The organism is Limnohabitans sp. WS1 (assembly GCF_003063265.1).
Classification (GTDB): Bacteria; Pseudomonadota; Gammaproteobacteria; order Burkholderiales; family Burkholderiaceae_C; genus Limnohabitans_A.
Map to the genome: position 1 here is coordinate 255,073 of NZ_NERU01000002.1, position 13,994 is coordinate 269,066.

A 13,994-nucleotide genomic window follows, 5' to 3' on the forward strand; every position below is an offset into this window, starting at 1 on the left:
CTTTTCTCTATTTTTCCAAATTCGACGGCATCCACGCTCCTCCCCATTTCATGAAAACCCTGTTGGTCAGCATGTCGCGCACCGCGACCGCCTACGGTACACACCCCGTTCGCTATGCCGTGCTCAGTGGCCGCAAGGTGCTGGTGCAGGGGCAGGGGGCGATTGACGAAATGGCGCAGCAGGGCGGGCAGTCTTTGCGGCTGAGCCTGGACTCGCCGGCCAACCTGACCGAGCGTTTGCGTTTGCGTGCCCTGTCGCGGCGTTTTGTGCCGGTGCTGGTACAGCGGCATTTGACCGACAGCGGCACCTTCACCGAACGCTTTCGGGTTCGCAGCCGCGTGAACTGGTTGCGCCAGGGCGAGGCCGAGGTCGATGTGTTGGCCATGCTCGAAGACGATGCCGAGCTGGCGCACGAGTTGTTGCCCACACGCGAGCGGCCTTTGACCCATTTGTTGACCGCCGAGGCCGCTGTGGCCGCCCTGGTGGGCGCGGTCACGCAGGCGGCGGTGCTGGTGCACTGGTGGCATGTGGGCGGCTTGCGCAGCTTGGGCGTGCGCGAGGGCCGGGTGATTTGGCAGCGTGTGCAGTCCTTCAACATCCAATCGGGTGATGTGGCCACGGGTGACTTGGGCGCTGGCAAGTGGAAAACCTGGCTGGACTCGGCCGTGCGCACCGCGCCTTTGGAGTTTTCGGGCCTGCATGGCCATGTGATTCGCTTGGGCAATGGCCCGTGGGCGAGCGAGGGCGAGTGGGCCAGCAACGGTTCGCGTGAACTGGTGCTCAAGCTGCAGGCTTTGTTTCAGGGGCTGCCGGGCAACGAGGTCTTGCTGCAGCCCGAGTTGTATGGGCTGGCTTTTGCTTCGCCCCGTGAGAGTTTGATTGTGAACGGCTACCGTCAGCGTGTGATGGCCTGGCATGTGGCCCCGGCCTTGGCGGCCACGGCGAGCTTGTTGGGTGTGGTCTTGCTGGGTGCAGGCTTGTGGTGGCACACCCAGGCGCAGCAAACCCTGGCAGGTTTGAAACAAGAACAACTGGGCATGCAGGCGCAGGCGCAGGCGCTGCAAAAGCTCAAGCCCCCGCCCGAGGCCGTGATGGCGCTGCGTTCGGCCGCCTGGCGCGAGACCGCCTTGGGCGCCAATTTGCGGGCCGACCGATTTTTGAAAGAAATGCTCACCCAAATACCGGCCGGGGTGCAGGTGCAGTCCCTGACCATCACACGCAACGGCGCGGCTGCCGAGCGGGTGCGAGTGGCCGATGGCCAGCCGGTGCTGCAGGCCAATGCCGGTGCGGGCAACGGCCGCAAGGCACAGCTGGCCAAAAAAGACAGTGCCAAAGACCCGGGCGCGGTGAGCTTGCAGCCCGCTGGCTTTGTGGATGGTTTTACCTCGGGCACCCCGCTGCGGCGCATGCCGGTGGCGGGTGAGCCGAGTTTTCAGGTGGACTTGAACATTGTGGTGCCCGGCAGCTATGCCAGTGCCAAGCTCAAGGCCGAAAGCCTGGCCGAGCGCCTGACCCTGATGGGCCGCTTGACCGACACCCAGCTGACCTTTGAAGACACCGCAGCCGGTACCCCCGGGGCGCGTTTGAAGACGCGTTTGACCATTGCAGCGGGGGCTTTTTGAGCAACGCCCGCAGCCACATGGCCACGGCCGCTTTGTCGCTGGACGACGAAAAATTGTTGCAGCAGTTGGCCAGCAACGGTTTGCTGTCGCCCCAGCAAATGGATTACACACGGCGCATTGGCCAGTCCATGGGCTTGGGTGCGCCACAGGTGCTGCGCTTGTTGCGCCTGGCCAGCGACTTTGACATGGCCCGCGCCTTGGCCAGCTTGCATGGCCTGAGCTATTGGTTGCCCGACCCGGTGCAGGTGGACCCGGACGCCCTGGCCCAAGTGCCGTTTGCCTTTGCCCGTCAGCACCGCATGCTGCCGGTGCGCAGCCAAGACGGTGTGCTGCAAATTGCAGTCGACGACCCAACCGACCTGGATGCCCAGCAGCGCCTGAACCGCCATGTGTCGGGACCGGTGGCGTTTTGGGTGTCGGCGCGGGGCGCTTTGGCTTCGGCCATCGAGATGGCCTACCACTTTGCCTCGCACCCCAGTGCCGAAGAACTGGCTTACGAGCTGGCGCGGGTGGGCGGCGACCTGGACGGCGGGCGCTTGGTGCGCCTGGCCCTGGCCGACGCGGTGGAGCGCGGGGCCAGCGATGTGCACTTTTCTCCCAGCGGTTTTGCCTTGTTGTTGTTTTACCGCATTGACGGTGTGCTGCACCTGCACCATGTGCTGCCCAATGCCCTGCATGCGCGGGTGGCGTCGGCCTTGAAGGTCGAGTCCGGCATGGACATTGCCGAGTCGCGCCGCCCTCAGGACGGCAGTTTTGCCCTGAATGTGGTGGGCCAGGCCTTTGATTTGCGCGTGTCGTCCATGCCCACCACCCACGGCGAGAACTTGGTGGTGCGAATTTTGTCTTTGCGCGGCGATGTGTTGCCGCTGGACCAGTGCGGGTTTTGGCCCGAGCAGGTGGCACAAATCACGCGGCTCATGCGTGCGCCCGACGGGCTGGTGCTGTCGACCGGCCCCACCGGCAGTGGCAAAACCACCACCTTGTACGCCGGTTTGCGCCTGGTGAATGCGCTGGAGCGCAACATCATGACGATTGAAGACCCGGTCGAGTACCAGGTGCCGCTGGTGCGCCAGGTGCGCTTGAACGAAAAAGCGGGCATGACCTTCACTTCGGCCATCAAAGGCTTTTTGCGGCAAGACCCTGACGTGGTGCTGGTGGGTGAGATTCGCGATGGCGACACGGCCACCATGGCCGTGCGGGCCTCACAAACCGGGCATTTGGTGCCGGCCACGCTGCACACCAACGATGCGCTGAGCAGCATCAGCCGCTTGCGCGACTTGGGCGTGCCGGCGTATTTGTTGTCGGCCACCTTGCGCGGGGTGATTGGCCAGCGCCTGGTGCGCCGCCTGTGCATGGCTTGCCGCGCCCCGGTGGGTGGTGGGCGCTACAAGGCGGTGGGTTGCGAGCGCTGCAATGGCACCGGCTACCGTGGCCGCCTGGCCGTGGGCGAGGTGCTGGTGGTGGACAACACCTTGCGCGGCCTGATTGACCAATTGGCCGGTGAGGCCGAGATGCGCAGCAGCTTGCACGCACGCGGCTTTGTGCCCATGCGGGCCTGGGCCCAGCGCCTGGTGGATGTGGGCGTGACCGACCCGGCCGAGGTGAACCGCGTGTTTGGTGAGTTGTCGCCATGAGGCTGTATTGGTACCAGGCCATGACGTCCGAGGGCGCGAGTGTGCGCGGCTCGGGCGAGCACATTGATTTGAACGATTTGGTGAGCGCTTTGTCGGCCCAGGGTTTGCAGCCTTACCGGGTCTGGTCTTTGCCGACTTGGCTCAATGTCCTGGTGTTGCGGCCCTTGAAGCCTGCGGCGGTGACCGAGTTTTGTCACCTGATGGCCAGCCATGTGCGGGCCGGGGCCGATTTGCGTTTGGCCTTGGCCGAGGCGGCGGCCAGCGCCTCGACCACGCGGCTGCGCATGTTGTGCGCCCGCCTCAAGCGTTCGGTGGAGCGGGGCGACACGCTGTCGCAGGCCCTGGACCAGACCAAGGTGTTTCCGCCCATGCTCAGCCAGTTGGTGGTGGTGGGCCAGGAAACTGGCCGCTTGGGCACGATTTTGGCCATGGCGGCGGCCCAGTTTGAGCAAATGCGCCAGCTGCGCAATGCGCTGCTGCGGGCCTTGATTTACCCCGCCCTGGTGTTGGCGGTGTTGGTGGTGAGCGGTTTGTATTGGTTGCTGATGGTTTTGCCCAAAATGGCTGCTTTGTTTGAGTCTTTGCGCGTGCAGCTGCCGCCCACCACGGTGTGGGTCATGAAGGTGGCCGAGGGCATGAAGGCGAATGTGGCTTCGCTGCCCCTGGTGTTGGGGGGTGTTTTGCTGCTGTTGGTGCTGTTGATCAGGCTGCCGGCCATGAAGCCGGTGTTTCATGCCCTGTATTGGTGGCTGCCCGGTGTGCGTGAGTTGGAACGGGCGCGGGTGTACCACGCGTTTTTCAGCCACTTGTCGGCCATGCACGGCGCGGGCCTGACGCTCAGCCGCACGCTGGCGGTGTTGATGCAGCAGCCGCTGAACCAGTTTTTTGGCGGGCGCATTGGGCGCATCGGGGCGCATGCGGCGCGGGGCCAGTCGCTGGCCGAGGGTTTGGGCAGCACGCGCGTGTTTGAACGTTTTGCCCTGAGCCTGGTGCGCTTGGGTGAAAACACGGGCACGCTGGACGAGCAAAGCACGCGCCTGAGCGAGCACTATGCGCAAAAGCTCAAGCAGCAAATTGAAACCGGCACGCGTTTGTTTGAGCCGGTGCTCTTGTTGGTGTTGGCGGCAGTGTTGTTGCTGGTGGGCAGCACCATGCTGGGGCCGGTGTACGACTTGGCGTCTCGGGCGTCTGCAGGAATCCAGCCATGAGCCGACCTTTGAAACCTGCTGTGCGGGGGTTTTTGCTGATCGAGTTGGCGCTGGCGCTGCTGGTCATTGGCGGGCTGGCGGCCATGCTGATTCCCTTGCTGGCCATGCAGGGCAAGCTCGACAGTGCGCGGCAGGACGCTTTGTCCATGCAGCAAGCGCGTGACGCTTTGGTGCGCCAAGCGGTGCTGGGCATGGGTTTGCCCGGGCCGATCCGGTTTGCTGAGGCCGACACCGGGGGTTTTGGCTCGGCGGCCAGCCATGTGGCTTTGAGCCCCACGTTGGAGTTGATGGCGCTGGGGCGTCCGGGCGCTTTGCCGGGGCAATTGCTGGGTGTGCCCACGGTGTCGCCTTGGCAAACCGCATACGCTTACGACGTGCAACCGGCTTTGCGGGCCGACGCGGGCACGGCTTTTTATCCTGCGGTGGAGCAAGTGGGGGCCAATTGGGTGTTCAAGTCCATCATGAGCCAGCTGGACCCTGCGGTGAACGCCAACATGTCCACCGGGGGGGTGCGCACGCAACTGTGCCGCCACCTCAACACCTTGCAGGACATCGAGCAAAAAATTCGCATCTACCCGACCACCACCAGCGCTGAATACCGCCGCAGCTTCATCAACGTGACCTTGCCGCGCATTTGGGCCAAGGATTACGAGAGCAATTTTGTGTGGAACTCGGCATTGGGTTACGCCACAACCTCCGCTGGCACGGTGGACGCGGTGTTTGAAAACTCTTCGGCAGCGGCCTTTGTGGTGGTGCGCCGCGCTCCCCCGGCGCAGCGCCGCCTGGACCGTCAAAATGCCTTGTTTCAGCAGGTGGGCACCACCGGGCTGGACCCCACATTGGCTGCCCGGGGCACGGTCTATCCCGCTTTGGCGGGCGAGCGGGGGTTTCGGGTGTACGAGAACCCCTTGACGCCTGCCGTGGACAGCCCCACCTCGGACGCCAACGACTACGACGGCCGGGTGCAGGCGGTGTCTTTGGGTGAACTGCTCGATGGTTTGCGCCAGGCCGGTGTGTGCACCACGCTGCCCGAGACTTGCAAGGTCAACCAGCTTTTTGTGCGTTTTGCCAACTATGTGAGTTCGGCACCTTTGACCGGCAGCGCCCAGGGCCTGACACTGCGCTGGGAGCTGATGAACCGCGACCCCGTGAGCGATGCGTACACGGTGCTGCAGTCGGGTGACATTGCCAATGGCAGCACCTCGACGGGGGTGTGCCTGGACAGCTTCAACACGGCCGTGACCAGCGAGCCGCGCAGCCGTTATTTGCGTGTGTCGTTCATCAGCCCCACCGGGTCGGTGGGTTATGCCGACGGTGCGGCGGCCGGATATTGGTACCGGGGCGGCTTGTTGGTGGACCCGACCTTGACCGCAGCGGCCACCGCCGCCGACGATGGGGTGACGCGTTGGCGCAACCTGAATGCTTTGGCCGCGGCCACAGCCGGGCAGACGGTGACGGTGTCGTGCAGCGGCACGCACACGCTGCTGGCCAGCAATGAATTCAACCGGGCAGGGGCGGCCAAGCCGACTTGCACCGTCACGCAATTGCCTTGAACCGGAGCGCAAGCACCATGTCTTTGTCCTTTCATTCGAAAACCGTGCTGTGGCTGAGCGTGGCCTCGTGCCTGTTGGGTGCGGGCATTTACGCGGCCATGACCGGGCAAGCGGCTTTGGCGTTTTCTCAGACCCAGCAGGTGGCGCTGGAGAAAACCCGCAGAGAACTCGACCAGGGCCGCGAGCGTGCCGAAAACTACCGCAGTTTGATTGACCGCATTGGCTGGCGGCCCGGCCAGGCTTTGCGGCACGAAACCATCAACACCAGCGCCACGATTGCGGGCCATGAGAGTGAGCGACTCAACGACATCTTGCAGGCCAACCATGTGGGCAAGGGCCAGTTTTTTCTGCGCTCTTTGACGATCGAGGCCTTGCCGGGCACGGCCAACGCCGAGCCCGCGCTCAGGGTGAGCGTCAAGGGCGACAACATTTTGGTGCTGGACCGTCCATGAAACCTTTTTTGCCTTTTCTGCTGATTCCGGCTTTGAGTTTGGGCGGGTGGGGGCTGTCGATGTACGGCTTGTCCCCCGAGCGCTTGGCCTTGCCCGCCGTGCTGGCCCTGGACGCCCCGCCCGCTTTGGGCGTGGTGGTGCCCGCCAACGATGCGCAAGAGGTGGTGCGTGTGCCGGTGAACGTGCTGCTGCCGCCTTCGGTGCGTGTGCCCGCCCCGCGTGGCCAAACGGCTTTGCGCCCACCTGGCCCGCCCGAAGTGCCTCTTGTGGCCGGTATTTTGGTCGATGGTTCACGCAAAGTGGCCCAGGTCAACGGCCAGGCCTTGACGGTGGGCGAGAGCCATGGCCTGTTCAAGGTGGTGGCCATCGAATCCCAACGTGTGCAATTTGACCACCCCGACCTGCGCCAAAAGCGCTGGGTGGAGGTGCTTGAGCGATGAAACTCCAACCGAAAATGACCCTGCTTGTTTCTTCCCATTTGCCGTCGCCCCGTTGGGTGCTGCTGGCCGTGTCTTTGTCGGCGTTGGTGGCGTGTGCGCCCCTGAACAAGGCCTTGCCGGGTTCGGAGTCGATTCCGCCTTCGGCCTATGCCCCGGTGGACCAGCAGTTGAAAGAAAAGAATGCCTCGCTGCCCAGCAGCGAATCGGCCTTGCCTTTGACCCAGCGCATGCCGACCTTTGACAGCGTTCAGGACGCCGGATCGGGTCAGCCCCAGCTGTATTCCTTCAAGGCGCGGCAGTTGCCTTTGCGCGATGCGCTGGGTTTGCTGGCCAAGGCGCATGGCCTGAACATCGTGGCCGACCCAGAGGTCACCGGCATCGTGTCGGTGGATTTTCATAACGTGCCTTTGGCCAAGGCCTTTGACATTCTGCTGTCGAGCCTGGGCTATTCGTGGGAGGACGATCAGGGGGTGATCCGTGTGCATTCAAGCATCACGCGCACCTACGAGGTCGATTACATCCAGGCCAAACGCAGCACAGGTGCCGCCGGTGGTGGCGGGGGCGAGGGGGCCGCGTTTTGGCAGGAGTTTGAGACCCAGATTCGCTCGCTGTTGTCGCCCAAGGGCCGCTTGATCGTGAACCGTTTGACCGGCACGGTGATGGTGACCGATTTGCCTGCCCGGGTGGAGTTGGTCACCCGCTTCATCGGTTTGATGCGCGAGGGCATGTACCGCCAGGTGGACATTGAGGTGCGCATTGTGGAGGTGACGCTGAGCGACAGCTTTGCACTGGGCCTGGATTGGTCACGTTTTCAGCAGGTGGCCGGGCGAGACAACTCGATTGGCTTCAACACCCGGGTGACCGCACCGCAGGGCACCAGTGCGCTGCCCAGCACCATGACTTTGCGCATGACCAACCCGGCCAGTTATGTGTCGCTGCTCGATGCGCTGAGCCAGCAAGGCGATGTGCGCATGGTCTCGCAGCCGCGCATCCGGATCATGAACAACCAAACGGCGCGGGTGAAGTCGGGCACGGACGAGGCGTTTTTTGTGCGTTCGTCCAACCGCGTGTTGCAAAACTCGGGCGGCGTGCTCGAGACGGTGAACGAGCAGCCCCAAACTGTGAGCCTGGGCGTGACCTTGAGCGTGACGCCGCAGATTTCGGCCGATGGCTGGGCCATGCTCAACATCACCCCCAGCTTGACGCGCTTGATTGGCACAGCGGTGTCGCCACGCGGTGACAGCACGGCCCCCATTTTGGATGTGAGCGAGGCCACCACCATGGTGCGGGTGCGCAGCGGTGAGTTGATCATTTTGGGGGGGTTGATTCAGGAAGAAACCAGCGACACCAACCGGCGTGTGCCGGGCTTGGGCGAGGTGCCTGCTTTTGGCAATTTGTTCAAAAGCACCTACAAGGCGGGTCGGCGCAAAGAGCTGGTGATTTTTCTGGCCCCAACGATTCAGCCGGGTCAATGAATGGAAATGGAGAACGCTGTGCCGTCCAATCCTCTGGAGCCTTGTTACCGATTTTTGGGTTTCGAGGGCGTGCCGTTCTCGATCACGCCCGACACCGAGCTGTTTTTTCCGGACAGCCAGCATGTGACGGCGTGTAACCAAATTCGCTATGCCTGCACCAGCGGCACCATGGCGGTGTTGACCGGTGAAATTGGTCTGGGCAAGACCTTGGTGGTGCGCACGGTGCTGCGGCAATTGCCACCCGAGGTGCGGGTGGCGTATTTGATCAACCCTTTCATTGACCACCACGATTTGTTGCGCGACATCTACACCCGCTTTTCGGACACGCCCTCGGCGGCCGAGATGTCGCTGTCGCAGGTGCACGAGGCCTTGCTGCAAACGGTGATGGTGGGCACCCTCAAGGGTTTGCGCTATGCGGTGATCGTGGACGAGGCGCACCGCTTGCACCCCGAGGCGCTGGAGATGCTGCGTTTGTTGTCTAACCTTGAAACCGAAAAGCACAAGTTGATCAGTTTGATTTTGGTGGGCCAGCCTGAGCTGGAGCGGACTTTGTTGTTGCGGGCCATGCGGCCATTGCGCGAGCGCATTGGGGTGTGGCTGAAGTTGTCGCCCCTGAGCCGCGATGAGATGGACGCCTACATTGCCCACCGCATTCGCTTGACGCACAGCCAGGGGCGTTTTGAGTTCACCACCTTGGCTTTGTGGCATTTGCATCGGCGCACCGGGGGGGTGCCACGGCGCATCAACTATGCGTGCGAAAAAGCCTTGCTGCTGACTTTTGCCGACAAGCGGCAAAAAGTGGGTTTGTCACAGGCCCGGCAGGCATGCCGAGAGTTTTCGAAAGCCTGGTCATGAGCGCCTTGGACAAAGCCCTTCGGCAAATCGACCAGCAGCGGCACAGCGCCGCTCAGGACCACGATGCGAGGCTGTCTGAAATGGCTTATCCGGGGGAATATGTGCCCCCCAAAAGGTCGGTGTGGATGCCGGTGGCCTTGGTGGTGTTGAGCATCGCTTTGGTGGGCTCTTGGGTGATCATGGCGGGCATGCTGTCGTCCAAGCCCCAAAGCTTGTCGCGGTGGCTGCCCTGGGGGGCGTCGGGTGAAGGCGCGGCCCGATCTGCTGCGGCTGAGCCGTCGTTCCTGCCGCCTACCCAACCCCAAGCCTTGGCTCAGGGGCTGCCGCAGATTGCTGCGCCCAATGCAGGGGCTGTGAATGGGGCTGTGCCCAGTTCAAACCCCGGCTGGCCAGCTTGGTACCGTGCCGGTGAGCGCCAATGGGACTGGGGTGTGTGGGATAAGGGCGCTAGCCTGTGGTTGATGGGTTTGCAGACCGAAAGTCCGCAAACCGCCTTGCTGCTGCTGGGCGATCAGCAAAACCTGGTGCAGGCATCCAATTTGTACACACGCTGGTCACGCGAGATGCCGGTGGTGGTGCTGGCCCGTCAAACCGGGGCGGTCAAGCTGTGGGTGGTGTTGGCTGTGCCTGCGCCGGGCGATGTGGAGCGAGCCCGTCAGAGTTTGTCGCAGGGCTTGTCGGTGCCGGTGGCCGTGAACACCTGGGCGCAGTGGCAGCAAGCCCTGGGCCTGGCAGCGACACCGCGTGAGGGCGCGGCGGTGGCTGCGCCGACTGTTTCTCCTGCACCTGCACCTGCACCTGCACCTTTGCCTGCACCTGCACCTGCACCTGCACCGCCGTCTTTACCTGCACCCGCACCGGCTGTTTTGCCTGCACCTTCGAGCAGCGCCGCGCCTCGCATGACCACGCCAACGCCTGCTGTGTCGGCCGCGCCCGTGTCGGTGCCTTTGCCCGCTTCGACCCCTGCACCTTTGCCTGGTAAAAGCATCGGCCAAAACCCCAGCACCCACAACCTCAGCACCAACAACCCGGGTACAAACACCCCCAGTGTCAACACCGCCAGTGGCCAAAACAAAGCGCCCTCTGTCAATCTGAACCCGGCGGATTTGGCGTCTGCGGCCCATATGAAACCTTCGGTGGTGGTGACCCACTCGGCAGCCGGGGCCAGCGCCTCAAACGCCAAAGCCGCCGTGGCAGATACTGCCGCCGAGGCACCCCAGTTGACCCGAACCGAGGCCGAGCGTTTGCCTGCTTCGGGTCCGGTGTCCACGGCGGCCAAAGCCATCGATGTGGATTTTCAGTCGGTCGAAAAAAGTCTGGCACGCGGAGACCACCAAGGGGCCTTGGAGGGGGTGACCAAGCTGGAAAAGTACATTGGCGAAAACTGGCGCACCCAGTACTTGACGGGGGTGGCCTTGATGGGCCTGAGCCGTTGGGAGCCGGCCATCACCGCTTTGGGCAAGGCTCAAACGCTCAACCCAAGGCACCCCACGGCCGCCTTGTATTTGTCGGTGGCTTTGCAAGAGCGTGGTGACCATGCCCGCGCCATTCAGGTGCTGGACAAGGCGCAGCAGTTGCTGCCCTTGTCGCCGGAGTTGTGGCTCAACCAAGGCCATTCCTACCAAGCGCTGGGGCAAAAAGCCGAGGCCCGCAAGGCCTACAGCCGCTTTTTGGACTTGAGTGTGAACAGGCCGGACATGGCGACGCAACGAACTTGGGTGCAAAACCGCCTGCAAAAGGACAACGGATGAGCGAGCCTGTGTGCGTGCCTGTGTGCGTCAGAATGCCCACCCCAAGGCGGCCCCGCTGGCAACAGCGGGGCTTTACGCTGTTGGAGGTGGCCGTGGTGTTGGCCTTGCTGGGGGTGATGACGACCATTGCTTTCAAGTCCCAAGAGATGGTGGAGCAGTACCGGCAGGTCCAGTTTGTCAACCATGTGCGTGTGCTGCAAGCCCATTTGAACGCATACAAGACCACGTTTGGCCGCTTTCCGGGTGACTGCAACCGCGATGGCTTGATGGATGCACCTTTGGTCACCGTCAGCGCCCTCAATGCCGATGCCTACGACTACGGCATTCCGACCGAATTGACGGCTGCGGCCAGCGTGAGCACCACCTATTCGTTGGGTCTGTTGTGCCCGGCATCGACGCTGGCGCCCTACACCCAGTTCAATGTGGCCTTCAACGAACTCAAATGGGGTGGGCAAATGCCTGCGGGCGAACCCAACCGCAAGGCCAGTGCCCACGGCGTGGGCGGGTTTGCGTTTTTGGGGGTTTTTAACATCAACCCCACCCTCAACAACTCCGAAGACCGCTTCAACGCGCTGCTGTTGACCGATGTGCCCATCGTGGCCGCACGCCGTTTGGCCGCCGCGATCGATGGCTCGGATGGACCCGCTGCCAATTTGAACCGGGTGCGCCGCAGCGATGACCTGGTGACCTTTGCCCCCCTGTGGACGGCCTCGGGCGAGACCGAGTTGAAACGGATCACCGTGGTCGTTTTTTTTGACCGAATACCCCCTTGAGGATGAATGTGATGACTTTCCAGTTGCTGTCTTCTGGCGCTTTTGCACCGTGTGTTGTGCCCTCATGTGCTGGGCTGAAACGGTCGTATCCTGTTTGGCTCACTGCGCTGGCCGTGGGCGCGGGTTGTTTGCTGCACGCCCAGGCCCATGCCCAAATCCTGAACCCGCTGAGCGACACCACCAACTTGCTGATGCAAGACCATTTGAAACGCATGGAGGAAGCGGCTTCGGCCAAAAAACCCCCGCCCACCGCACCGTTGGCAGCGCCTCGGCCGAGCGCCCCAGCGTCTGATGTGGTGGTGCTCATCAACGAGATTCAGTTTTCCAAAACCCAGCTCTTGACCCCCGAAGAATTGAAGGAGCTGGGCGAGCGTTATGTGGGGCGGCGTTTGGGTGCAGGCCAGATTCAGGCTTTGCTCGATGACGTGTCGCTGCTCTACCAGAACAAGGGCATCCTGACCGGCGTGCCGGTTTTGCCCAAGCAGGACTTGCAGACCGGGGTGCTGCGGATTTTGTTGGTTGAAGGGCGTCTGGGCGAGGTCAAGGTGGCCGAGCCGGGCATGGCGCAAGTGGACTGGGTCAAGCGTTGGTTTGATCTGGAGCGCAATGCGGTGTTGACGCAAGAAGCTTTGCGTGAGCGTTTGGTGCTGTTCAACACGGCGAGCGATTTTTCGGCGACGGCCGACATGGTGGCAGGGGCCGCATTTGGACAAACCGATTTGAGCGTGGCAGTCAACGAAGGCAAGCGGGTGCAGACGTGGGCCTTTGTGGAGCGGTCCACGGCCAGCACCTCGCCGGTGCAGTTGGCCGCAGGCTTGCGTGTGGTGCCCTTCACCATTTACGGCGGGCGACAGGACCTGTCCATCTTGGCCACGAGTGCTGGCAAAACCGGCACGGGGTCCATGAGTTTTCCGCTGGGCACGGGGGGCTGGCGCACCACCTTGAGCGGCTCATTGGCACGCTCTGAAAGCGTTGTCAAAGGCAAGGACTCGTCCGATTTGGCCATCCGTGGCGAATCGGCCGCCTTGACCTGGGATGTCTCACGGGCTTGGGTGTTGGCCGCGCCTTGGCTGGCGGGCACCACCCTCGGTGTGTCCAAGCATCGGTCTCAAACTTTCCTGGACACCAGCGATGTGCCCTTGCTTGATCGTCAAAGCCGCAAACTGTCTTGGTTGGGCACGGTCGAGTACGACACCCCGCGCCAAAAAGGCGGTTTGCGCGGCACCTTCCATGTGGCCTCGGAGACCCAAAACTACCGTTATGCCGAGTTCACCGGCCAATGGCGTCATACCTTGGACGAGGCGGGCTTGTGGAGTGTCAAGGCTGCTGGGCTGCTGCGCTTGAAGCCCAGCGGCGAGCTGAGTTCGATGGACCGCTTTTATTTGGGCGGTCAGGACTCGGTGCGGGGCTTCAGTTTGGGCGCTGGCAGCGGTGACCGGGGCGCTGCGACCCAATTGGAAATGCGCCGCAGCTTGCGCGATTGGGGTGGCGAATCGGGTGAGGCCTATGTGTTTTGGGATGCAGGTCTGGCCAAAGACCCCACGCGTGTGGCAGACGACCGTTTGCGTTCGGCCGGCATGGGCGTGCAAGTCAAAATCAACGACAGCCTGGGCCTGGATGCGCTGGCCAGCCGCCAACTGTCCAACCCGCAAGCCTCCCCCAGCCGCTTGCTGCTGCGCCTGGTTTACAGCCATTGAGGAACACTGGATTGGAAGCAAGCCTGTGGATAACTTTGTGCAGAACTGGTTTTGATTCCGTTGATTTGAAAACCCGGGTTTTTTAAAGGCTAAATTTGGTTTATTTGAAATAATTGAAAAAAATATTAAACCACTTCACAAGTATTCAAATATTTCAAAAACTCAATGGGGTAAGCAAGGGTTTTCAAAGTTCAAAAATGTGGATGACTTTGTTTCAGCACATGGCATTGAAGGCCTTGAGTGTGGCGTTTTCTGGCAGCCTCGCCCTTATTGATCCGGCCCTGAGAAGTTTGAAGTGGAAGGCTTGCCTTGGGGACAGTGATCAACGATGGGGGCTTTGTGGGAGCCCCGCCCTCGGGGCGATGGGTGGTGGTCTACGAGGCTCTATCGCGGCGAGGGCGCCGCTCCCACAAAGAAAGCGTTCATGCAAACTTCATCGGGCCGGATCAATAAGGGCGAGGCATTTTGTGGGAGCCCCGCCCTCGGGGCGATGGGACGTGGTTTGCTAAAACTCGTCGCAACGCAGGGGTTTTG

Annotated in this window: 11 protein-coding genes; all 11 read left to right on the forward strand. The window is 62.4% G+C overall.

Annotated features, from left to right (window positions below; genetic code table 11):
* Positions 1-50: 50 nt before the first annotated feature.
* Genes B9Z48_RS04845 through B9Z48_RS04900 form a run of 11 tightly spaced genes read left to right on the forward strand, consistent with a single transcriptional unit; the run spans position 51 to position 13,460 of the window.
* The gene (locus B9Z48_RS04845) at positions 51-1,622 is read left to right on the forward strand and encodes a hypothetical protein (RefSeq protein ID WP_108377335.1); all 1,572 of its coding nucleotides are present in this window, start codon (positions 51-53) and stop codon (positions 1,620-1,622) included.
* Complete coding sequence (locus tag B9Z48_RS04850; protein ID WP_108377336.1) at positions 1,619-3,256, forward strand: GspE/PulE family protein; 1,638 nt, start codon at positions 1,619-1,621, stop codon at positions 3,254-3,256. Before B9Z48_RS04845 ends, B9Z48_RS04850 begins: the two co-directional genes overlap by 4 nt.
* Entirely contained in the window at positions 3,253-4,464 is a 1,212-nt protein-coding gene (locus B9Z48_RS04855; RefSeq protein ID WP_108377337.1) for a type II secretion system F family protein, read from the forward strand. Before B9Z48_RS04850 ends, B9Z48_RS04855 begins: the two co-directional genes overlap by 4 nt.
* Positions 4,461-6,017: a hypothetical protein gene (locus B9Z48_RS04860; RefSeq protein WP_108377338.1), complete on the forward strand. Its 1,557-nt coding sequence runs from the start codon at positions 4,461-4,463 to the stop codon at positions 6,015-6,017. The genes B9Z48_RS04855 and B9Z48_RS04860 overlap by 4 nt, the downstream gene beginning before the upstream one ends.
* A 17-nt stretch (positions 6,018-6,034) precedes the next feature.
* Positions 6,035-6,469 (forward strand): hypothetical protein, encoded by a 435-nt coding sequence (locus tag B9Z48_RS04865; protein WP_089954056.1) that lies wholly within the window; start codon positions 6,035-6,037, stop codon positions 6,467-6,469.
* Entirely contained in the window at positions 6,466-6,909 is a 444-nt protein-coding gene (locus tag B9Z48_RS04870; protein ID WP_108377339.1) for a hypothetical protein, read from the forward strand. Before B9Z48_RS04865 ends, B9Z48_RS04870 begins: the two co-directional genes overlap by 4 nt.
* Positions 6,906-8,384, forward strand: a complete 1,479-nt coding sequence (locus tag B9Z48_RS04875; protein ID WP_108377340.1) for a type II secretion system protein GspD — start codon at positions 6,906-6,908, stop codon at positions 8,382-8,384. The genes B9Z48_RS04870 and B9Z48_RS04875 overlap by 4 nt, the downstream gene beginning before the upstream one ends.
* A gap of 6 nt (positions 8,385-8,390) precedes the next feature.
* The gene (locus tag B9Z48_RS04880) at positions 8,391-9,239 is read left to right on the forward strand and encodes an ExeA family protein (protein WP_158273211.1); all 849 of its coding nucleotides are present in this window, start codon (positions 8,391-8,393) and stop codon (positions 9,237-9,239) included.
* Positions 9,236-10,990: a M48 family metallopeptidase gene (locus B9Z48_RS22055; RefSeq protein ID WP_158273212.1), complete on the forward strand. Its 1,755-nt coding sequence runs from the start codon at positions 9,236-9,238 to the stop codon at positions 10,988-10,990. Before B9Z48_RS04880 ends, B9Z48_RS22055 begins: the two co-directional genes overlap by 4 nt.
* Positions 10,987-11,763, forward strand: a complete 777-nt coding sequence (locus B9Z48_RS04895; RefSeq protein ID WP_108377344.1) for a type II secretion system protein — start codon at positions 10,987-10,989, stop codon at positions 11,761-11,763. The genes B9Z48_RS22055 and B9Z48_RS04895 overlap by 4 nt, the downstream gene beginning before the upstream one ends.
* A gap of 11 nt (positions 11,764-11,774) precedes the next feature.
* Complete coding sequence (locus B9Z48_RS04900) at positions 11,775-13,460, forward strand: ShlB/FhaC/HecB family hemolysin secretion/activation protein (RefSeq protein ID WP_158273213.1); 1,686 nt, start codon at positions 11,775-11,777, stop codon at positions 13,458-13,460.
* The last annotated feature ends 534 nt before the right edge of the window (positions 13,461-13,994 follow it).